Below are 20,312 nucleotides of genomic sequence, written 5' to 3' on the forward strand. Positions count from 1 at the left end.
TTCCGCTCCCACGAAAAAGGGCTCCATCCATGGATGGAGCCCTTCGATATCAGCCCGAAGGCGAAGCTTCGACTTATTTCTTGTCGTTGGCTTCGGCCTTCTTGGTCTCGTCGGCGATCTTGTCGCCCGCCTTGGCGGCGGCGTCGCCGGCGGCGTTCACCGTGCCTTCGACGGCGTTGCCGGCGTCGTTGGCCGCACCCTCGACCGTGGCGCCCGCATCCTTGGCGGCATCGGCCGTCGCGTCGGCTGCGTCGGCAGCGCCCTGCGCAACCGTGTCGCCCGCGGCGGCGGCATCGTCAGCGGCCGACGAAGCGGCGTCGGCCGCGGCGTCCTGGGTCTTGTCCGAGCAGGCGGCGAGGCTGAAAGCCGTAGCGGCCATCGCGGTGATGATGATCTTGCGCATGGAATATCCTTTCAAATACCAATGGCCTGGCGGCCACCGGGGTAAAATATTAGTCGTCGATCAGCGGCTTGGCAACCGCCCAGCGCCGGACGCCCCAAAGGAAAGGGGTCGCCGGCGCGTGCCGACGACCCCCAAGTCCCTTCGGCCAAGGGCCGGAAAGACGCTTACTTCTTGGCAGCGTCGACGGCGGCCTTCGCCTGGTCGGTCGCTTCCTTGGCGGCGTCGGCTGCTTCGGCAGCCTTGTCGCCCGCCGCGGCGGTGTCGCCGGCAGCGGCAGCGGCGCCGGCGTCGGTCGCAGCGTCCTTGGCAGTCGCAGCCGCGTCGGCAGCGCCCTGGGCGGCCTGCATCGCGCCGTCAGCCGCGCCTTCGACCGTGTCGGTCGCCGGAGTTTCGGTGGTGGCAGCGTTGTCGGCAGCCTTTTCACCGCAAGCGGCGAGGCCCAGCGAGGTCGCGAGAACGAGCGACAGAGTGATCAACTTCTTCATTTGGGAATACCCCTCTCGATTGAACCGATCGACCGGCATGGAACCAGATCGATCCCGTGAACTTGCCAATCGGATGCCGAAATACCCCCTCGCCAAGGGGCGTGCAACGCTCTTTTTGCAAATTCGTCCGCCTTTTGTCGCAATTTGACCCGCGCCCGACAAAATCGGAACGGATGCGCCCGCTTCGGTTGACCAGATATAAAGAAAGCTTTATATCCATTTTCATGGCTGAGTTGCTCGACATTTTTCGCGCCCTTGCGGACCCGACGCGCCTGCGCGTCGTGGCGCTTTTGCGCGAAATGGAACTGGCGATCGGCGAACTCGCCGCGGTGCTCGACCAGAGCCAGCCGCGCGTTTCGCGCCACGTCCGCATCCTCGCGGAGGCCGGCATCGTCGAACGACGGCGCGAGGGGAGCTGGGTTTTCCTGCGCATTGCGGCCGAAGGCGCCGCGTCGGACATCATCGGGCAGGCCGGGGCGTGGCCCTTTTCGGAGGGCGAAGCACTGGTCAACGCCAATGATGCGCGCCGCCTTGCCGCGGTGCGCGCCGAGCGGGTCGCCGCCGCCGCGCGCTATTTCGCCGACCATGCCGTCGAATGGGACGCGATCCGATCGCGCCACATCGCCGAAAGCGAGGTCGAGGCCGCGATGCTCGCGATGATGGGCGCGCGGGGGCTGGGGCACCTGCTCGACATCGGCACGGGGACCGGGCGCATGGCGGAAATTTTCGCCCCCGCCGCGCGCCGCGTCACCGCGCTCGACCGCAGCCCGGAAATGCTGCGCCTCGCACGCGCCAAGCTGGCCGGGCACGCGGTGCCGATCGACCTGGTGCAGGGCGACTTCCTGAACCTGCCGGTCGAGGATGCGAGCATCGACAGCATCGTCATCCACCAGGCGCTGCACTTCGCGCACGAACCCGACCGGGTGATTGCCGAGGCGGGCCGGGTGCTGCGCAGCGGCGGACATCTGCTGATCGTCGATTTCGCGCCGCACGCGGACGAGGAACTGCGCACGCTCGCCGCGCACGCGCGCCTCGGTTTTTCCGACGCCCAGATCGGCGGCTGGTTCGCGGCGGCGGGGCTGGCGGTCGAAAACACGCAAACGCTCGAAGGCGGCGACCTCGCGGTCAAGCTGTGGCTTGGTCGCCGGGCCGACGGCGACAATCAATCTCCCCTCGTCAACACCGATAAAAGGCTCGCGGCATGACATCGAACCTCGACCAACTCGCCGAGGCGCGCCGCGCCGCCGCGTCGCCGCTCTTCGCCGACCTGGCGGGCGACATCGGCGTCAGCTTCGAATTCTTCCCGCCGAAGAGCGAAAAGATGGAAGCGCAGCTCTGGGACACGTTCCACACGCTCGAACCGCTGGCGCCCAGCTTCGTCTCGGTAACCTATGGCGCGGGCGGCTCGACGCGCGAGCGCACCCACGCCACCGTTGCGCGCATCGCCGCGACCAGTTCCGTCGCGCCCGCCGCGCACCTGACCTGCGTCGAGGCGTCGCGCGCCGAGATCGACGAAGTGGCACAGGCCTATTGGGATGCGGGGGTGCGCCATATCGTCGCCCTGCGCGGCGACATGCCCGGCGGTGCGCCCTATCGCGCCCATCCCGACGGCTATGCCAATGCGATCGAACTGGTCGCGGGGCTGAAGGCGGTGGCGCCGTTCGACATTTCGGTCGCCGCCTATCCCGAGGTCCATCCCGACGCCGATTGTCCGCAGACCGATCTCGACAATCTGAAGCGCAAGCTCGACGCGGGCGGAACCCGCGCGATCACGCAATTCTTCTTCTCGCCCGACGCCTTCCTGCGCTTTCGCGACGCGGCGGCGGCGGCGGGGATCGAGGCGCCGATCATCCCCGGCATCCTGCCGGTGTCGAACGTGTCGCAGACGCGGCGCATGGCCGGCATGTGCGGCACCCAAATCCCGGCGTGGATGGTGTCGCTGTTCGACGGCCTCGACGACCATCCCGCCGCGCGCCAGCTCGTCGCCGCGACGATCGCCGCCGAAATGTGCCGCCGCCTCTATGCCGGGGGAGTGCGCGATTTCCATTTCTACACGCTCAACCGGGCCGAACTCAGCTATGCCATCTGCCACCTTTTGGGCCTGCGCCCGAAGGTGGTCCCCGCGACGGAGGAAGCCGCATGAACGCCCGCGAAGCCCTGAAAGCCGCCGCCAAGGAGCGCATCCTGCTCACCGACGGCGGTTGGGGCACCCAGATCCAGCTTCGCAAGCTCGCCGAGGGTGATTATGCCGGCAGCCTTGGCCTTGGCCACGATCAAAAGGGCAATAATGACATTCTCGCCCTGACGCGGCCCGATGTCGTCGCCGCGATCGGCGAGGCCTATCTCGCCGCCGGCTCGGATATCGTGTCGACCAACACGTTCAGCGCCAACCGGATCAGCCAGGCCGACTATGGCGCCGAACATCTGGTCGCCGACATCAACCATGAAAGCGCCCGGCTGGGACGCGAGGCCGCGGCGAAGTTCGAAGCGCGGGATGGCCGCCGCCGCTTCGTCGCGGGGGCGGTCGGGCCGACGAACAAGACGCTGTCGCTGTCGCCCGACGTCAACAACCCCGGCTATCGCGAAATTGATTTCGACGAATTGAAGCACGTCTATCTCGATCAGGTCGTCGCACTCGCCGAGGGTGGGGCGGACTTCATCCTGATCGAGACGATCTTCGATACATTGAACGCCAAGGCGGGGATCGCCGCGGTGATCGAGGCCGAGGCACAGGTCGGGCGCGAGCTGCCGCTGATGATCTCGATGACGCTTACCGACCTCAGCGGCCGCAACCTGTCGGGGCATACGGTCGAGGCCTTCTGGTATGCGGTGCGCCACGCGCGGCCGCTGACGATCGGGCTCAACTGCTCGTTCGGTGCGGCGCAGCTTCGCCCGCATGTCCGCGTCCTTTCCGACCTCGCCGACACGCTGGTGATGGTCTATCCAAACGCGGGACTGCCCAACGAACTCGGCGAATATGACGAGATGCCCGATACGACCGCGGGGCTGGTGCGCGAATGGGCCGAGCATGGGCAGGTCAACATCCTCGGCGGCTGCTGCGGCTCGACCCCGGCGCATATCGCGGCGATGGCACAGGCGGTCGCGGGCCTCACCCCGCGCCATATCCCCGACGTGCCGGTGCGGACGCGGCTCGCGGGGCTGGAGCCCTTCACGATGGCGGCCTAGTCCCCCTCCGCTTGCGGGAAGGGTTAGGGGAGGGCCTGTCCTTTCCCGGCGCCGCCCGAATATGACCAGCCCTCCCCCGGCCCCTCCGGCAAGCGGGAGGGGAGAAGAAGAGTCCGATGACACAGAAAACCGCCTCCTCCGCTTCCTTCGTCAACATCGGCGAACGCACCAACGTCACCGGATCGGCGGCGTTCAAGAAGCTGATCCTCGCCGACGATTTTACCGCGGCGGTCGAGGTTGCGCGTCAGCAGGTCGAAAATGGCGCGCAGGTCATCGACGTCAACATGGACGAAGGGCTGCTCGACGCCGAGCGGGCGATGACGATCTTCCTGAAGCTGATCGCCGCCGAGCCCGACATCGCGCGCGTGCCGGTGATGATCGACTCGTCGAAATGGTCCGTCATCGAAGCGGGTCTCAAATGCGTCCCCGGCAAACCGATCGTCAATTCGATCAGCATGAAGGAAGGCGAGGAGCCTTTCCTTGCGCAGGCGCGCAAATGCCTGGCCTATGGCGCCGCGGTCGTCGTGATGGCGTTCGACGAGGTCGGCCAGGCCGACACGAAAGAGCGCAAGATCGCGATTTGCGAGCGCGCTTACAAATTGCTCACCGGCATCGGCTTCCCGCCCGAGGACATCATCTTCGACCCCAATGTCTTCGCCATCGCGACGGGGCTCGAGGAGCATGACAATTATGCCGTCGATTTCATCGAGGCGGTGCAGGAAATCCGCATCCGTTGCCCGCATGTCCATTTTTCGGGCGGCCTGTCCAACCTGTCGTTCGGCTTTCGCGGCAACGAGACGGTGCGCCGCGCGATGCACAGCGTCTTCCTTTATTATGCGATCCCGGCCGGGCTCGATATGGCGATCGTCAACGCGGGGCAGCTCGACGTCTATGACACGATCGATCCCGAACTCCGCAATGCGTGCGAGGATGTCGTCCTCAACCGCAAGGTCGAGGGCGAGGAACTCAGCCCGACCGAGCGACTGATAGCGCTCGCCGAACGGTATAAGGGCAGCAATCCGGCGCAGGAAAAGGCGGCCGAGGAGTGGCGCGGCTGGGCAGTCGAAAAGCGGCTCGAACATGCGCTGGTCAAGGGTATCGACGCCTATGTCGTCGACGATACCGAGGAAATGCGCCTCGCCATGCCGCGCCCGATCGAGGTGATCGAAGGGCCGCTGATGGACGGCATGAACGTCGTCGGCGACCTGTTCGGATCGGGCAAGATGTTCCTGCCGCAGGTGGTGAAATCGGCGCGCGTGATGAAAAAGGCGGTCGCGCACCTGCTCCCCTTCATCGAGGCCGCGAAGGAACCCGGCGCGAAGGGCAAGGGCAAGGTCGTGATGGCGACCGTCAAGGGCGACGTCCACGACATCGGCAAGAATATCGTCGGCGTCGTGCTCCAGTGCAACGGCTTCGAGATCGTCGACCTCGGCGTGATGGTGCCGTGGAGCCGGATTCTCGAGGCGGCGAACGAGAATGACGCCGACATGATCGGCCTCAGCGGCCTGATCACCCCCTCGCTCGACGAGATGGTGACGGTGGCCGAGGAGATGCAGCGCGCCGGGATGACGATGCCGCTGTTGATCGGCGGCGCGACGACGTCGAAGGTCCACACCGCGCTGCGCATCGACCCTGCCTATAAGGGGCCGGTGCTCCATGTCCTCGACGCGAGCCGCGCGGTCGGCGTCGCGACCTCGCTGGTCAGCGACACCGGTCGCGATGCCTTCGTGCAGGGCTATAAGTCCGATTATGAACATATCCGCGACGTGCGCGCGAACAAGGGGCAGAGCGCGCTGCTGCCGATCGCCGACGCGCGCGCCAACGGCTTTGCGATCGACGAGCATATTCGGCCCTTTCCGCCCGAAAAGCCCGGCATTCACGCCTTCGACAATTGGGATCTTGCCGAACTGGTCGAATGGATCGACTGGACGCCCTTTTTCCGCGCCTGGGAACTCGCGGGCGTCTATCCGGCGATCCTCGACGACGCGATCGTCGGCGAAAGCGCCCGGGGTCTGTTCGCCGACGCGCAAGCGATGCTGGCGCAGATCGTCGGCGAAGGCTGGCTCCATGCGCGCGGCGTCGCGGCGCTCTGGCCGTGCCGCCGCGAGGGCGACGATGTCATCATCCATCTTGAGGAAGAGGAGCGCCATGTCCGCATCCCTTTCCTTCGCCAGCAGATCGCGAAGCGCGAGGGACGCCCCAATATGTGCCTCGCGGATTTCATCAGCCCCGACGGCGATTGGATCGGCGGCTTTTCGGTCGCGATCCACGGCATCGAACCGCATCTCGCCCGTTTCAAGGCGGGTCACGACGATTATAGCGATATCCTGCTGAAGGCGCTCGCCGACCGTTTCGCCGAAGCCTTTGCCGAGCGGCTCCACGCGCATGTCCGCACCGATTTGTGGGGCTATTCGGCGGGCGAGCAATTGACGCCCGAGGCGATCATCAAGGAAGAATATCGCGGCATTCGCCCGGCGCCGGGCTATCCGGCCTGCCCCGAACATAGCCTGAAGCGCATCCTGTTCGACCTGATCGACGCCGGGAATACGTCGGGCGCGATCCTGACCGATCATTTCGCGATGCTGCCGACCGCGGCGGTGTCGGGCTTCTATTTCGGGCATCCCGAGGCGAGCTATTTCGGCGTCGCGCGGGTGGGCGAGGACCAGCTTGCCGATTATGCGACCCGGCGCGGGGTCGATATCGCGACGGCGACGCGCTGGCTGCGGCCGAACCTCGATTGAAGACCTAAATCATATAGTGTGTCCCCGCGAAGGCGGGGACCCATCCCCTGCCTCTTCCATCTTGCACCGACCGGAGATGGACCCCCGCCCCTTCGACTGCCTTGCAGGCGCTCAGGACAGGCTTCGCGGGGGAACATGATCGTAAGAACGGCCGGCATCACTGTCCGATAAAGGGACAGGCGCGCGGTTAACCAGCTTCGCGAACGACGGGCGCCGCCGACGCTGCTATAAAGCCGCCATGATCCAGATGCTTGCCCGCCGGCCGATGTTGCCGCTGCTCGCCCTTCCGCTGCTTTTCGCGCCGGCGCCGCTGCCCGCGCAGACCGGCGGCGCGCCCTATGCGGTCGATGGCCGGGGCTTCACCCGCCTTCAGGACGCGGTTGATGCGATCGGTGGCGGCGAGGGGACGATCCGTATCGCGTCCGGCTATCACCGCGACTGCGCGATCCAGACCGAAGGGCGCATCGCCTTCGTCGCCGCCGAGCCCGGCCGTGCGATCTTCGACGGCGTGGTCTGCGAGAGCAAGGCGGCGCTCGTGCTGCGCGGCGCCGGGGCCAAGGTCGACGGCATCGTCTTTCAGAACATGCGCGTTCCCGACGGCAATGGCGCGGGCATTCGCCTCGAAAAGAGCGATCTTGCGGTCGCGAACAGCCTGTTCCGGGGCAGCGAGGAGGGCATTTTGACCGCCGACGATCCGGCGGCGACGCTGACGATCGACCGCTCGACCTTCTCGCGTCTCGGCCGCTGCGATCGCGGGTTGAGCTGCGCGCACAGCGTCTATACCGGTGACTATGGCCGCGTCGTCGTCACTCACACGCGCTTCGAAAAGGGCAGCGGCGGCCATTATCTCAAGACGCGCGCCGCTGTTGTCGACGTCAGCGACAACAGCTTCGACGACACGCAGGGCAAAGCGACCAATTATATGATCGACCTGCCGGCGGGGTCGACCGGGCGGATCGTGAACAATCTGTTCGTGCAAGGGGCCGACAAGGAAAATCATTCGGCCTTCATCGCGGTCGCCGCCGAAGGCCGCGACAACCCCTCGCGCGGGCTTGCCATTGCGGGCAACCGGGCGAGCCTGTCGCCCGAAGCAAGCTGGCCGTCGGTCTTCGTCGCCGACTGGAGCGGTGAACCGCTGGCGATCGGTGCGAACGAACTGGGTCCGAGGATCACGAAGTTCGAGAAAAGGTAAGCCGCCCAAGGGGGAGGAAACCGGAGCATGATGGTTTTGGTTTAATCCACTCCGTCATTGCGAGGAGCGTAGCGACGAAGCAATCTCCAGCTATCGTCTGGAACGAACGATGGCTGGAGATTGCTTCGCTTCGCTCGCAATGACGATTCCGACCGACACCATCTCGCGTTCTAGGCCTCGCCGCGCGTTTCGATCAGCGAGGCGGCGAGCGCTTCGGCGGGGGTCTTGCCGCCCCACAACACGAACTGGAACACCGGATAGAAGCGCTCGCATTCGTCGATCGCGCTTTCGATCAGCGTCTCGGCAAGGTCGAGCGGCAGTTGCGCGTCGCTGCCGACGAGCATGCCGTGGCGATAGAGGATCGTGCCGCTGTTCGACCACAGCTCGAAATGGCCGAGCCACAATTGCTCGTTGATCATCGCCAGCGCTTCGTGCGCGACGGCGCGCTTGTCCTCGACGACGCGGATGTCGGGAAAGGCGAGGAGCTGGATCACCCCATCCTCGGGCCGCCACACCGCGCGCAGCTCATAGGCGGTCCAGCTACCCTGCGCGGTGGCGACGATCTCATCCTCGCCGACCATCTCGTGCGGCCAGTCGTGCGCGGCGAAATAGGAAGCGATCATGTCGATCGGCGCGGCTTCCTGACCATCGTCGTCGTAGATATCGTCACTCATGCCGGGGCCTGTAGCGGGTGTTGCGCCGCGAGGCGAGTCTGCATGATAACGTCGCCCCTCGCACAGGTGGGCGCCGCTATCGGGGTAGCGCAAGGTTGCCGGCGGCCCCCGCCTGCGCGGGGGCGACGTGTCACTTGGCCTTCGGTTTCGCCGCAGGCTTCGGTGCGGCCTTCGCAGCAGGCTTGGCGGCCGCCTTCGGCGTCGCCGCCGGCTTGGCTGCGCCTTCGAGCTTGTCGAGCCGCGCCTTCAGCGCGTCGGCTTCGGCGCGCGCCTTGGCGGCCATTTGCTTCACCGCCTCGAATTCCTCGCGGCTGACGAAGTCCATGCGGCCGATCCATTCCTTGGCGCGCTCGCGCATCGCGCTCTCGGCCTCGCGGCCGGCGCCTGCGACGGTTCCGGCGACGCCGTTCACCATCTTCGCCAGATCGTCGAAAAAGCGGTTTTCGCTCTGCATTTTCAAAATTCCTTCGTCGGGAGACTATCCCTTGCCTCACCCTATCTGGGTGCTGGCGGCGGCGGGGACAAGGGTTTCGGCGTCGGGATTGTGCTGGTCGATCTGGAAATTGAGGGTCGCGGCGAACAGGAGCCACGCGATATAAGGGACGAGCAGCCACGCCGCCGCCTTGCGGATCGGTGCAAAGGCCAGCGCGGTGGCGATGGTCACCATCAGGATGAAGATGATCAGATACAGCGCGGTCGTTACTTGATGCGCGCCAAAGAACAGCGGCGACCAGGCGAAATTGGCGATGAGCTGGACGAAGAAAAGCAGCAGCGCGAACCCGCGCCCTTTCGCGCCGCGCGCGTGCAGGACCATCGCGAGCGAGAGGCCGAGGCCGATATAGAGCAAAGGCCAGACCAGCGCGAACAGCCAGCCCGGCGGGGTGATCGCGGGCAGGGTCAGCGCTGCGAACCAGCGATTGCCATAGCCGCTGTTGGACAGCAGCCCCGACAGGCTGCCGATCAGCACGATCGCCGGCACGGTCACCATCGCCCAGCGCCAATAGGACATGCGGAGCTGGTCGGGCGTGGCAATCTCGCTCATGCTTGGCTGGTCCCCTTTCGCGATTCTGCGGATTACAGGTGTTGCGGCTGGAATTTGCGCCGTCAAGCGGCTCGCTTCGTCGCAGCGATCAGAAATTCGACATTGCCCTCGGGCCCGGTGATCGGGCTTTCGACCAGATCGAGCACCGTCCAGCCTTCGTTTTCCAGCCAATCGCCGACCTCGGCGCACACCCGCTGATGCACCGCGGCGTCGCGAACGACGCCTTTCTTGCCGACCTCGTGCCGCTCGGCCTCGAACTGCGGCTTGATCAGCGCGACCAGCCGCGCGCCGCCCTTCGCAAAGCCCATCGGCACCGGCAGCACTTTCGCCAGCGCGATGAAGCTCGCGTCGCAGACGATCAGGTCAACGGGCTCGGGGATATGCGCGGGCGTCAGGATGCGCGCGCTCGTCTGTTCGTGGACGATGACGCGCTCGTCCTGCCGCAGCTTCCACGCGAGCTGGTTGGTGCCCGAGTCCACCGCATAGACGCAGCGCACGCCGCGGCTCAGCAGCACATCGGTGAAGCCGCCGGTCGACGATCCGACGTCGATCGCGACCGCGCCGCTCACATCCCAGCCGAGATGGACCAGCGCATGGTCGAGCTTGATCCCGCCGCGCGACACCCACGGATGGTCGCGGCCCTTGACGCTGATGTCGGCATCGGCGGCGACCTGCTGCCCCGCCTTGTCGATCTTGCGGTCACCGACGAAGGCGAGCCCGGCCAGGATCAGCGCCTGCGCGCGCGTCCGGCTTTCGGCCAGCCCGCGATCGACGAGCAACTGGTCGGCGCGCTGCTTTGCCATCACCTTTCCCGCGTCATGGCGAGGAGCGCAGCGACGAAGCAATCTCCAGCCAGCGGCAAGGCGGAACGATGGCGGGAGATTGCTTCGCTGCGCTCGCAATGACGATAGGGAAGAATCATCTTGCCCCCGCCTTTCCGGCCAGCAATCCCGGTGTCAGGATCTGCGGCAGGATTTCGGCCTGCGCCGCGCCCGGCGCATACCAGAGGTAGAGCGGCACGCTGTTGCGGCCATGCTCCGCCAAAGTGCGGGTGATGACGGGATCGCCATTGGTCCAGTCTCCGACGAGCGTGATGATGCCCGCCTTGTCGAACGCCTCCTGCACCGCCGCGCGATTGATCGCGCCGGCTTCGTTCGCCTTGCACGACAGACACCAGTCGGCGGTGAAATAGACGAAAACCGGCTTGCCGGTAGCGCGCGCCTTGGCGAGCGCGGCGGGGGAGAAAATATCGCCCGACGCCGCCGTCGACTGGGCGCCCCGATCGGTCCAGCCGCCATCGACCTGTCGCCACAGCAGCACGGCAAGCGCGAGCGCGGTCAGCGCCATCGGCAGCGCCATCCACTTGCGAAATTTCGCCATCCACGGTCCCGGTTTCGGGAGGCGGTTGCGCAGCGCCGGGACGAAGCCGATGGCGAGGAAGGGCAGCGCCAGACCCAACCCCAGTCCGCCGAAGATCGGCAGCGCCGCCCACGCGGGCAGCACCAGCGTCGCGCCAAGTGCCGCACCGAGCAATGGCCCGCTGCACGGCGTCGCGACGAAGGCGGCGAGCGCGCCGGTCCAGAAACCGCCCGCCGCGCCGCCCCGGCTCGCCAGTTTTTGCCCACCGCCGAAGGAGGGGAGTTCATAGGTGCCGAGCAAGTTGAGGGTGATCGCGACTGCGAGGATGAGGAGCAGCAAGACGCTCACCGGATGCTGCAGTTGAAACGCCCACCCGACCTGCTCGCCCGCTGCGCGCAGCCCGAGCAGAAGCCCCCCGAGCGCGAGGCAGACGAGCACCGCTCCGGCGGTATAGGCGACCGCTTCGACCTTCGCCGCGCGCGCATCGCCACCCGATCGCGCGAGGCTCAGCGCCTTCAGGCTCAGGATCGGAAAGACGCACGGCATCAGGTTGAGGATCAGCCCGCCGAGAATGGCGCCGCCAAGCGCGGTCCAGAACAGCGCCGTGTCGGTCCCGTCCGACGCGGTGGCGATCGGCGTGCCCGGCGCGCGCACGGCGGCGGGCTCGAAGCGGACGGTCAGCCCGCGCCCGTCGGACAGCTTGAGCAGGCCATCGACCGGCCCAGCGGCCGCACCCTTCGCTTTCGTCTCGACGATGATCCAGTCGCCGTTGCGGCTGAATTTTTGCTTGGCGGGGTAATCGACGACATTGGGAGTTTCGAGGAACAGGTGCGGGGCGTCGAGCGCCGCCCCCTCGGGCAGCGGAACGCCAAAGCGCACCATGTCGCCGTTGCGCTCCCACGCCCCCGCGCGGTCGAGCGGCTGCGGCAGCCGGGCGCGCCAGGCGTCGAAGCGCGCCCTCTCGCTCGCCGCCGTCCCGCCGTTGCCTGCCTTCAGCGCGACCGAAATCACCGCCTTTTCGGGCACGCATACCTTGTCGGTGCAGGCGAGCCAGTTGGCGATGCCGGTCAGCGTCAGGTCGGCGCCCGGCGCGACGCTCTGATCGACGCGAACATCGGCGAGCAGCGCATAGGGATGCTCATAGACATGGTTCATCATGCCGAACAGGATCAGCGCCTCGGGCACCGGATAGCGAAAGGGGGAGACGGTGACGCCATCGGGCAGGTTCCAGTCGACCGACAGGCCGAATCCCGCGTCGCCGCCATTTTTCCAATAGCCGTGCCAGCCCTTTTCGGGGGCCATCGTCAGCGCGATCGCGGTGGTTCCGCCCGGCGCGGGCGCGGCAGATTCGGCGACCAGCCTTGCCGTGATATGCGGCGCCGCGGCCTGCGCGGGGGCGAGCGCCAGCATTGCGAGCGCCAGCAGCGCCAGCGCGGTGCGCCATATTGTCACAATCGCATGCCTACTCAAATCCACCGTCCGCCCGCCGCCGTTCGTCGCTGCCAAGGCTTGCCATATAGGCGGCTTTCGCCGAGAGGACAGCCCGCGCCGACGCCCCTTACCGGAGAAGCTGCCCCGTGACCCTCAAATATCTGACCACCGCCCTTGCCGCGGCCCTCTCGATCACCGCCACGGGTGCGGTGCTGGCGCAGGATATGGCGGCCCCCGCGGCGCCCGCGGTCAAGGTGACCGCGGCGACCCCCGCGCCGAAACTCGTCATCGCCATTTCGGTCGATCAATTCTCCGCCGATCTTTTCGCCGAATATCGCAGCCATTTCACCGGCGGCCTCGCGCGGCTCGCGCAGGGCGTCGTCTTTCCGTCGGGCTATCAGGCGCATGGTGCGACCGAAACCTGCCCCGGCCATTCGACGATCCTGACCGGCAATCATCCCGCGCACACCGGCATCATCGCGAATAATTATTTCGACCTGTCGGCTGCGCGCGCCGACAAGCGGCTCTATTGCGCCGAGGACGAGACCGTCGCCGGCACCAGTTCGAAAAGCGGCCAGTATGCGGCGTCGGTCAATCATCTGCTGGTCGCGACGCTCGGCGACTGGATGAAGGCGGCCGATCCGAAGGCGCAAATCGTCTCGGTCGCGGGCAAGGATCGCGCGGCGATCATGATGGGCGGGCGCAAGGCCGACGAGCTGATGTGGCTCTTTCCCGGCGGGTTAACCAGCTATCGCGGTGTACCGCTGTCGCCGATCGCCGAAAAGGCGAGCGCGGCCATCGCCGCCGCGATCGCGGCGCCGCGCCCGGCGCTGACGCTTCCCGCCGATTGCGCGTCGCACGACATCGCGATCCCCGTCGGCGACAAGGGCGCCACCGTCGGCACCTGGCGCTTTCAGCGCGACGGCGGCGATTTCCGTCGTTTCATGGCGTCGCCCGAAGCCGACGGCGCCGTCCTTGCCGCGGGCGCCGCGCTGCGCGCCGCGCGCCGGATGGGGGAGGGCGATACCACCGACTTGCTGATCCTCGGCCTGTCGGCGACCGACTATATCGGACACGGCACCGGCACCGAGGGCAGCGAAATGTGCATGCAGATGCTCGCGCTCGACCGCCAGCTCGGCGATTTCTTCGCGCGGCTCGATGCGACCGGCATCGACTATATGGTCATGCTGACTGCCGATCACGGCGGGCACGACCTGCCCGAACGCAACCGCCAGAACGCCTGGCCGGCCGCCGAGCGCGTCGACAAGACTCTCGACCCCGACGCGATGGGCAAGGCGGTCGCCGAAAAGCTCGGCCTGCCGCAGCCCTTGCTCTATAGCGACGGCCCCCTTGGCGACATGTATCTGTCGAAGGCGCTGACCCCGGCGCAGCACAAGGCGGCGATGACCGAATTGGTCGCGCGCTTCAAGGCGCATCGCCAGGTCGAGGCGGTGGTGACCGGCGAGGAACTCGCCGCGCGTCCGATCTCGAAGCAGTCGCCCGACACCTGGACCCTGCTCGACAAGCTGCGCGCCTCCTATAACCCGCAGCGTTCGGGTGATTTCATCGTCGTCCTGAAACCGCGCGTGACCCCGATCGCCGAATCGGGCATGGGCTATGTCGCGACGCACGGGTCGGTGTGGGATTACGACCGGCGGGTGCCGATTCTGTTCTGGCGCAAGGGGCTCAGGGGTTTCGAGCAACCGAACGCCGTGATGACGGTGGACATATTGCCGACGCTCGCGTCGGTGATCGGGGTGCGGCTCGATGCGAACAAGATCGACGGCCGCTGCCTCGACCTCCTGTCGGGGCCCGAGAGCAGTTGCCGCTAGAACGAAGAAGAAGAAAAGGGACCATGGGCAAGACTTTGCGGAATTTCGACGGCCGGCTGCTGCTGGTCGGGTGCGGGAACATGGCGGGCGCGATGCTGGACCGCTGGCTCGCGGCGGGGCTTGACCCGGCGCTGGTCGCGATCGTCGACCCCTTCGCGGCCCCGCGCGCGGGCCTGTCGCATTTCGCTTCGCTGGCCGAATGGAAGGACGCCGGCGGCGGCGCCGACTGGATCATGCTCGGCATGAAGCCGCAGCAGCTTGGCGAGGTCGCCGCCGACCTTGCGCCGGTGGCGACGGGCGCGGTCCATCTGCTGTCGATCCTTGCCGGGGTGTCGCTCGCCGATCTCGCGGCGCGCTTCCCCCAGGCAAAGGCACAGGTGCGCATCCTGCCGAACCTTGCTGCGCGGATCGGGGCCGGAGTGTCGGCGGTCGCCAGCGTCGGCGACGCCGATGACGCCGCCGTCATGGCGCTGCTCGCGCCGCTCGGCACGGTTGCCCCGCTTGCCGACGATCTGGCGATGGACCTGATCACCGCCTTTACCGGCAGCGGCCCCGCCTTCGTCTTTCGCCTGATCGAATCCTATGCGGCGGCGGGCGAGCGTCTCGGCCTTTCCGCCGACGACGCGCAAAAGCTCGCGATGGCGACCTTTGGCGGTGCGACGGCACTGCTCGAAAGCAGCGGCGAAAAGCCCGGAATCCTGATCGCGCAGGTCGCCAGCAAGGGCGGCACGACGCAGGCCGGGCTCGACGTGCTCGACGAGGACGGCCAGCTCGCGGCGCTGTTCACCAACGTGCTGCGCGCGGCGCGTGATCGCGGCCGCGAGCTCGCCGATATCGCGCGCGGCGAGGGGTAATCAAAGCACGTCGTCCCCGCGCTGGCGGGGCGGCGCTTAGCCTTCGCGTCCCAGCTTTCCCACCCGCTCGCGCTCGCGCGGGGGCATCAGCGCTTCGCTGACCTGCCAGAAACCGGTCACCGCCTGCTGTCCGGCGTGCGTATAGGCGCGGCTCATCGCGTCGCGTAGCTGCTGGAACACCGCGGCCTCGACCGCGCGGCCGCCGGGGGTGAGGCGCAGTTCCTTCTGCCGCCGGTCGCGGCCGCCGGGGCGCGTCGTCAGATAATCGCGCGCTTCCAGCTCCTTGATGACGCGCCCCAGCGATTGCTTGGTGATGCCGAGCAAGGCGAGCAGGTCCGAAATCGTGATCCCGGGCGCGCGGGCGATGAAGTAGAGCGCGCGATAATGCGCGCGTCCGAGCGCATGCTCCGCGAGCCGCGCGTCGATCGTCCGCCACAGCGCGCCATGGCCGAAAAACAGATATTCGATGCCGCGGCGCACTTCGGCCTCGCGCAAGAAAAGAGCAGAGGCAGCGGGGACTTGTGAAAGAAAATTTTCATCAGCCATAATCACTACCGTTGCGCGCGCGGTGATGCTTTGGCAAGAGGCGCGCATATTTCCCCCTCGAGTCACAAGGTTTTTTGCCATGCTTGCTTCCGCTTTCGTCCGCCTTCCGCACCCGAACCCGACGGCGGACGACGTGCGCGCGGCGGCGATCGCCGATCCGCAATTCGGGCGCGTCTTCACCGATCATATGGTGTCGATCCGCTACAAGGAGGGGATTGGCTGGCACGATGCCAAGGTGATGCCGCGCGGACCGCTGTCGCTCGATCCCGCGACGGCGGTGCTTCATTATGCGCAGGAAATCTTCGAGGGGCTGAAGGCCTATCGCCTCGACGACGGCTCGATGGCGCTGTTCCGCATCGAGGCCAATGCCGCGCGCTTCAACGCCAGCGCGCGCCGCATGGCGATGGCCGAACTGCCCGAGGAGTTGTTCATCGCGGCGGTGAAGGAAGCCGTCGCCGCCGACGCCGACTGGTTTCCGCCGGTCGCGGGCGGCGCGCTCTATCTTCGCCCCTTCATGTATGCGAGCGAAGTGTTTCTGGGTGTCAAGCCGGCGTCCGAATATCATTTCCTCGTCATCGTCTCGCCGGTCGGCAATTATTTCAAGTCGGGCGCGCCGGCGGTGTCGCTGTGGGTGTCGGAGGATTATACCCGCGCCGCGCCCGGCGGCACCGGCGCCGCCAAATGCGGCGGCAATTATGCCGCAAGCCTGATCGCGCAGAGCGAGGCGATCGCCAAGGGGCACGACCAGGTCGTCTTCCTCGACGCCGCCGAGCATCGCTGGATCGAGGAACTGGGCGGCATGAACATGTTCTTCGTCATGGACGACGGCAGCATCGTCACCCCGCCGCTGACCGGCACCATTCTACCCGGAATCACCCGCGATACGATCATCACGCTGGCGCGCGACGCCGGGCTGGCAGTGCGTGAGGAGCGCTATGCGATCGACCAGTGGCAGGCCAATGCGCAAAGCGGCAAGCTCACCGAAAGCTTCGCCTGCGGCACCGCCGCGGTGGTGACGCCGGTCGGCAAGGTGACGCGCGGCGACGCCAGCTTCACGATTGGCGCCGGCGGTCCGGGCCAGGTCACGACCATGCTCAAGGACCGGCTGGTGGGCATCCAGCGCGGCCTTGTTCCTGACCCCCATGGCTGGGTCACGCGGCTCTGACCCCGCCTGTCTTGCAATAGGCGGCGGCGCGCTATAGAGCGCGCGTCGCACCGGCCGTTGGGGCGTCGCCAAGCGGTAAGGCAGCGGCTTTTGATGCCGCCATTCGCAGGTTCGAATCCTGCCGCCCCAGCCAGCCGGTGTGGCCGAACCCTTTAGGACGGATCGACATTTGGTTCTGGCGGGCTGCAAATGGCGATCTTCCGCGCTTCCGGTGCTCACGTGCGTGAGCACGCTGCGCTCCGGGTCACGCAAGACCACCATTTTCGCTCCGCCATCTCCCAAATGTCGATCCGTCCTGGGATTCGGCCGAAAAGATAGGGTTTTCCGGTGCGGATGGGTTGGCAGGATCGCGACAGATCAAGCCGGTTCCGAACTGGTTCAGGCCGCGATTGTATCCGGGTTTTCTACCTCGGGAAGCTGGGGATGGAGTCGGTGATGCTCAGGAAAGGTGGAAGGACGCCTGCATCCGTCTTCGGTATTTCCGATGCAAGAAGGCCCGATTCGCTCAATTGCTTGAGGACGCATCGGGCCGTCCGTTTGGGAAGGCGTGTTATCCGCTCGGTCTCGCCGCGCTGGAATGCCCCGGCCATCGCGGTCACTCTGACGCGGTTCGTTGGCCAAGGCCATGTGCTCTTTATATTCGAGGCGCCCTTCTGACCGTCGCCCCCGCGCAGGCGGGGGTGACGATGGGGATCAGATCGACTGTCCGGTCTTGGCCCAATCGGCGAGGAAGCCTTCGATGCCCTTTTCGGTGAGGATATGCTTGAACAATCCCTTGATGACCGAGGGGGGCGCGGTCATCACGTCGGCGCCGATCTTGGCGGCTTCTAGAACATGGATGCCGTGGCGGACGCTCGCGACGAGGATTTGGGTGTCATAGGCATAATTGTCGTAGATCAGGCGGATGTCGGCGATCAGCTGCATGCCGTCGAAGCCATTGTCGTCGTGGCGCCCGACGAAGGGCGAGACGAAGGTCGCGCCCGCCTTCGCGGCGAGCAGCGCCTGCGCCGCCGAGAAGCAGAGCGTGACATTGACCATCGTGCCGTCGCTGGTGAGCGCCTTGCAGGTCTTGAGCCCGTCGATCGTCAGCGGCACCTTGATGCAGACATTGTCGGCGATCTTGCGGAGGATTTCGGCCTCCCTCATCATCGTTTCATGGTCGAGCGCGACGACCTCGGCCGACACCGGGCCGGTGGTGAGCGCGCAGATTTCGCGGGTCACCTCCTTGAAATCGCGCCCCGACCTGGCGATCAGCGACGGGTTGGTCGTCACCCCATCGAGCAGGCCCGTCGCGGCGAGGTCCCGGATGTCGGCGATGTCGGCGGTGTCGGCAAAGAATTTCATGGGGTGAGCTCCTGGAAACATGGATGCGCAAGGATCCGCTGGGCAATGGACGGCGCCGTTAAACCGAAGCCCTCGAACAGTTCGCGGGCCGATGCGGATTCACCGAAGCAATCGATCCCGCACAGAATCCCGTGCTCGCCCACGAGATGGCGCCAGGGCTGGACCGATCCGGCCTCGATCGCGACGCGAAGCCCGGCGTCCGGACCGATCAATGCGTCGATCCCGTGCGGATCATGCTGGTCGAGAAGCTCGAGGCAGGGGATCGAAACCACCTGGGCCTCGATGCCGTGGCGCGCAAGGATCGAGCGTGCCTCCACCGCAAGATGAACCTCCGATCCGGTCGCCAGGAAAGTGACGTCGGGCTTACCGGACGCGGCGATCACGACATAGCCGCCCCGGGCGCTGCGATTCATGTCCAGGTCGCGACGAAGCGGGGGGAGGTCTTGCCGAGAAAGGGCAAGGACCGACGGGCCTTCATGGTCCAGCGCCAACTCCCAGCATTCAGCCGTCTCGACCGCGTCGGCCGGACGAAAAAGCCGCAAGCCGGGAATCAACCGCAAGCTGGCGAGATGCTCGATCGGTTGATGCGTCGGTCCATCCTCGCCCAATCCGATCGAATCATGGGTGAAGACATAGATGACACGCAGGCGCATGAGTGCCGCGAGCCGGATAGCGGGGCGGCAATAGTCGCTGAACACCAGAAATGTTCCGCCATAGGGCGTGTAGGCGCCCGCCAGCGCGATGCCGTTCATCGCCGCGGCCATCGCATGTTCGCGGATGCCGTAGCGAAGATAATTGCCCGACGGGTCGTCGGCGCTGAAATCGCGATGCGCGTCGACGCGGGTGCCGTTGGAACCGCTGAGATCGGCCGATCCGCCCAGCAACCATGGACACGCCGGAACGAGGCGTTCGAGAACGTCCTTCGAACTGACGCGCGTTGCCTTTGGCACGGCGGCGTGCAGCGTCTGTTCGCGGATCGTGCGGAACATCGCCGCAGGTCGCGGCGGTGTTCGCCGTTCGATCTGATCGATTCGGTCCCGGGTCGATTGTGGCTGTTCGGCGATTCGCCCGAGCCAGGCCTGGCGTTCCGCGCGGCCGCGATGGCCGACCCCGCGCCATTGCGCGACGATCGCCGGAGGAAACGCGAAGGGCGGCAGGCGCCACCCGAGCGCCTCGCGCATCGCTGCAAGCTCGTCGCGGCCCAATGGGGAGCCGTGGATACCCGCGCTTCCCGCCTTGGTCGGCGCCCCGCGGCCGATCTGCGTCCTGCAGGCGATGAGCGTCGGGCGGGCGTTCTTCTTTGCCTGTTCGATGGCCCTGTCGATCGCCTCGACATCATGGCCGTCGATCGCCGTGCCGTCCCATCCATAAGCGGCAAAGCGCGCAAGCACATCTTCGGAGGAGGCGATCGAGACGGGACCGTCTATCGAGATGGCGTTGTCGTCGAAAAACACCACCAGATTGTCGAGCCGCAAATGCCCCGCGAGCGCGGCCGCTTCGTGATTGATGCCTTCCATCAGGCAACCGTCGCCTGCCATGACGAAGATGCGATGGCCCGCGGCTGCGTCCCCCAATTCCGCACGCAGCTTCTTTTCGGAAATGGCCATGCCGACTGCGGTTGCGAAGCCCTGACCCAATGGGCCGGTCGTGCATTCGATGCCGGGCGTATGGCCGAATTCGGGATGGCCCGGCGTCAGGCTGCCTTTGCGGCGCAGGCGTTTCAGTTCGTCGAGCGTCATCGCGGGCTGGCCGACCAGATGGAGCAGCGCATAGGCGAGCGCCGAACCATGGCCCGAGGAGAGGATGAAGCGGTCGCGTCCCACCCATTCGGGGTGGTCGGGATCGAACAGGAAATGCTTTGCGAACAGCGTCGTCGCGACATCCGCCATGCCCATCGGCATGCCGGGATGGCCCGATCCCGCATGTTCGACCATGTCGGCGCAGAGGATGCGCAGCAGCGTCGCCATTTGCCCTAAATCAGATCCGCGCATGGCTTCGCTTTCCCCGCAGCTTTGTGACATCAGACATTTCTCCATCGGCGCACATTTGCGCCGTACC

Annotated in this window: 18 protein-coding genes and 1 tRNA gene; 9 read left to right on the forward strand and 10 right to left on the reverse strand. The window is 66.3% G+C overall.

Annotation, left to right across the window (positions count from 1 at the left end; all coding sequences use genetic code 11):
- Positions 1-73: 73 nt before the first annotated feature.
- Both CVO77_RS15805 and CVO77_RS15810 read right to left on the reverse strand, forming a co-directional pair.
- Positions 74-403: an entericidin EcnAB gene (locus tag CVO77_RS15805; RefSeq protein WP_105999866.1), complete on the reverse strand. Its 330-nt coding sequence runs from the start codon at positions 401-403 to the stop codon at positions 74-76.
- A 164-nt stretch (positions 404-567) separates the two neighbouring features.
- The gene (locus tag CVO77_RS15810) at positions 568-888 is read right to left on the reverse strand and encodes a hypothetical protein (protein ID WP_105999867.1); all 321 of its coding nucleotides are present in this window, start codon (positions 886-888) and stop codon (positions 568-570) included.
- A 224-nt stretch (positions 889-1,112) separates the two neighbouring features.
- Between CVO77_RS15810 and CVO77_RS15815 the strand changes: the two genes are divergently transcribed.
- The 5 genes from CVO77_RS15815 (at position 1,113) to CVO77_RS15835 (ending at position 8,007) form a co-directional block, all read left to right on the forward strand.
- On the forward strand, positions 1,113-2,093 hold the full coding sequence (locus CVO77_RS15815) for an ArsR/SmtB family transcription factor (protein WP_106000887.1): 981 nt from the start codon (positions 1,113-1,115) through the stop codon (positions 2,091-2,093).
- The gene (gene metF / locus CVO77_RS15820) at positions 2,090-3,031 is read left to right on the forward strand and encodes a methylenetetrahydrofolate reductase (protein WP_105999868.1); all 942 of its coding nucleotides are present in this window, start codon (positions 2,090-2,092) and stop codon (positions 3,029-3,031) included. Before CVO77_RS15815 ends, metF begins: the two co-directional genes overlap by 4 nt.
- The gene (locus tag CVO77_RS15825; RefSeq protein WP_105999869.1) at positions 3,028-4,074 is read left to right on the forward strand and encodes a homocysteine S-methyltransferase family protein; all 1,047 of its coding nucleotides are present in this window, start codon (positions 3,028-3,030) and stop codon (positions 4,072-4,074) included. Before metF ends, CVO77_RS15825 begins: the two co-directional genes overlap by 4 nt.
- 116 nt (positions 4,075-4,190) lie before the next feature.
- A complete protein-coding gene (gene metH, locus CVO77_RS15830) occupies positions 4,191-6,815 on the forward strand; it encodes a methionine synthase (RefSeq protein WP_105999870.1) in 2,625 nt (874 codons plus the stop codon).
- A gap of 238 nt (positions 6,816-7,053) precedes the next feature.
- Positions 7,054-8,007: a right-handed parallel beta-helix repeat-containing protein gene (locus CVO77_RS15835; RefSeq protein WP_105999871.1), complete on the forward strand. Its 954-nt coding sequence runs from the start codon at positions 7,054-7,056 to the stop codon at positions 8,005-8,007.
- A 170-nt stretch (positions 8,008-8,177) separates the two neighbouring features.
- Here CVO77_RS15835 and CVO77_RS15840 read toward each other — a convergent pair whose 3' ends face one another.
- The 5 genes from CVO77_RS15840 to CVO77_RS15860 form a co-directional block, all read right to left on the reverse strand.
- Positions 8,178-8,681, reverse strand: a complete 504-nt coding sequence (locus CVO77_RS15840; RefSeq protein WP_105999872.1) for a type III secretion system chaperone family protein — start codon at positions 8,679-8,681, stop codon at positions 8,178-8,180.
- A 130-nt stretch (positions 8,682-8,811) separates the two neighbouring features.
- A complete protein-coding gene (locus CVO77_RS15845) occupies positions 8,812-9,135 on the reverse strand; it encodes an accessory factor UbiK family protein (protein ID WP_105999873.1) in 324 nt (107 codons plus the stop codon).
- A 36-nt stretch (positions 9,136-9,171) separates the two neighbouring features.
- Positions 9,172-9,723 (reverse strand): TspO/MBR family protein, encoded by a 552-nt coding sequence (locus CVO77_RS15850; RefSeq protein WP_105999874.1) that lies wholly within the window; start codon positions 9,721-9,723, stop codon positions 9,172-9,174.
- Between the two features lie 62 nt (positions 9,724-9,785).
- On the reverse strand, positions 9,786-10,526 hold the full coding sequence (locus tag CVO77_RS15855; protein WP_105999875.1) for a TlyA family RNA methyltransferase: 741 nt from the start codon (positions 10,524-10,526) through the stop codon (positions 9,786-9,788).
- A 115-nt stretch (positions 10,527-10,641) separates the two neighbouring features.
- On the reverse strand, positions 10,642-12,492 hold the full coding sequence (locus CVO77_RS15860) for a thioredoxin family protein (protein WP_106000888.1): 1,851 nt from the start codon (positions 12,490-12,492) through the stop codon (positions 10,642-10,644).
- 182 nt (positions 12,493-12,674) lie between these two features.
- On the opposite strand from CVO77_RS15860, the gene CVO77_RS15865 reads away from it, so the two are divergent.
- Together CVO77_RS15865 and CVO77_RS15870 are read left to right on the forward strand one after the other, a co-directional pair.
- Entirely contained in the window at positions 12,675-14,345 is a 1,671-nt protein-coding gene (locus CVO77_RS15865; RefSeq protein ID WP_106000889.1) for an alkaline phosphatase family protein, read from the forward strand.
- A gap of 23 nt (positions 14,346-14,368) precedes the next feature.
- Complete coding sequence (locus tag CVO77_RS15870; RefSeq protein ID WP_105999876.1) at positions 14,369-15,199, forward strand: pyrroline-5-carboxylate reductase family protein; 831 nt, start codon at positions 14,369-14,371, stop codon at positions 15,197-15,199.
- Positions 15,200-15,235: 36 nt separating this feature from the next.
- Here CVO77_RS15870 and CVO77_RS15875 read toward each other — a convergent pair whose 3' ends face one another.
- The gene (locus CVO77_RS15875) at positions 15,236-15,745 is read right to left on the reverse strand and encodes a MarR family winged helix-turn-helix transcriptional regulator (protein ID WP_106000890.1); all 510 of its coding nucleotides are present in this window, start codon (positions 15,743-15,745) and stop codon (positions 15,236-15,238) included.
- A gap of 79 nt (positions 15,746-15,824) precedes the next feature.
- On the opposite strand from CVO77_RS15875, the gene CVO77_RS15880 reads away from it, so the two are divergent.
- A complete protein-coding gene (locus CVO77_RS15880; RefSeq protein WP_105999877.1) occupies positions 15,825-16,910 on the forward strand; it encodes a branched-chain amino acid aminotransferase in 1,086 nt (361 codons plus the stop codon).
- Between the two features lie 58 nt (positions 16,911-16,968).
- Positions 16,969-17,043: transfer RNA gene (locus CVO77_RS15885), tRNA-Gln, on the forward strand.
- A gap of 560 nt (positions 17,044-17,603) precedes the next feature.
- Here CVO77_RS15885 and fsa read toward each other — a convergent pair.
- Both fsa and tkt read right to left on the reverse strand, forming a co-directional pair.
- Positions 17,604-18,254 carry a fructose-6-phosphate aldolase gene (gene fsa / locus CVO77_RS15890; protein WP_105999878.1) on the reverse strand — a complete coding sequence of 217 codons (651 nt, stop codon included), beginning with the start codon at positions 18,252-18,254 and terminating at the stop codon, positions 17,604-17,606.
- Positions 18,251-20,290 carry a transketolase gene (gene tkt / locus CVO77_RS15895; protein WP_338061522.1) on the reverse strand — a complete coding sequence of 680 codons (2,040 nt, stop codon included), beginning with the start codon at positions 20,288-20,290 and terminating at the stop codon, positions 18,251-18,253. Before tkt ends, fsa begins: the two co-directional genes overlap by 4 nt.
- Positions 20,291-20,312: the final 22 nt, after the last annotated feature.

Source organism: Sphingopyxis lindanitolerans, assembly GCF_002993885.1.
In the GTDB taxonomy this organism is placed as follows: domain Bacteria; phylum Pseudomonadota; class Alphaproteobacteria; order Sphingomonadales; family Sphingomonadaceae; genus Sphingopyxis; species Sphingopyxis lindanitolerans.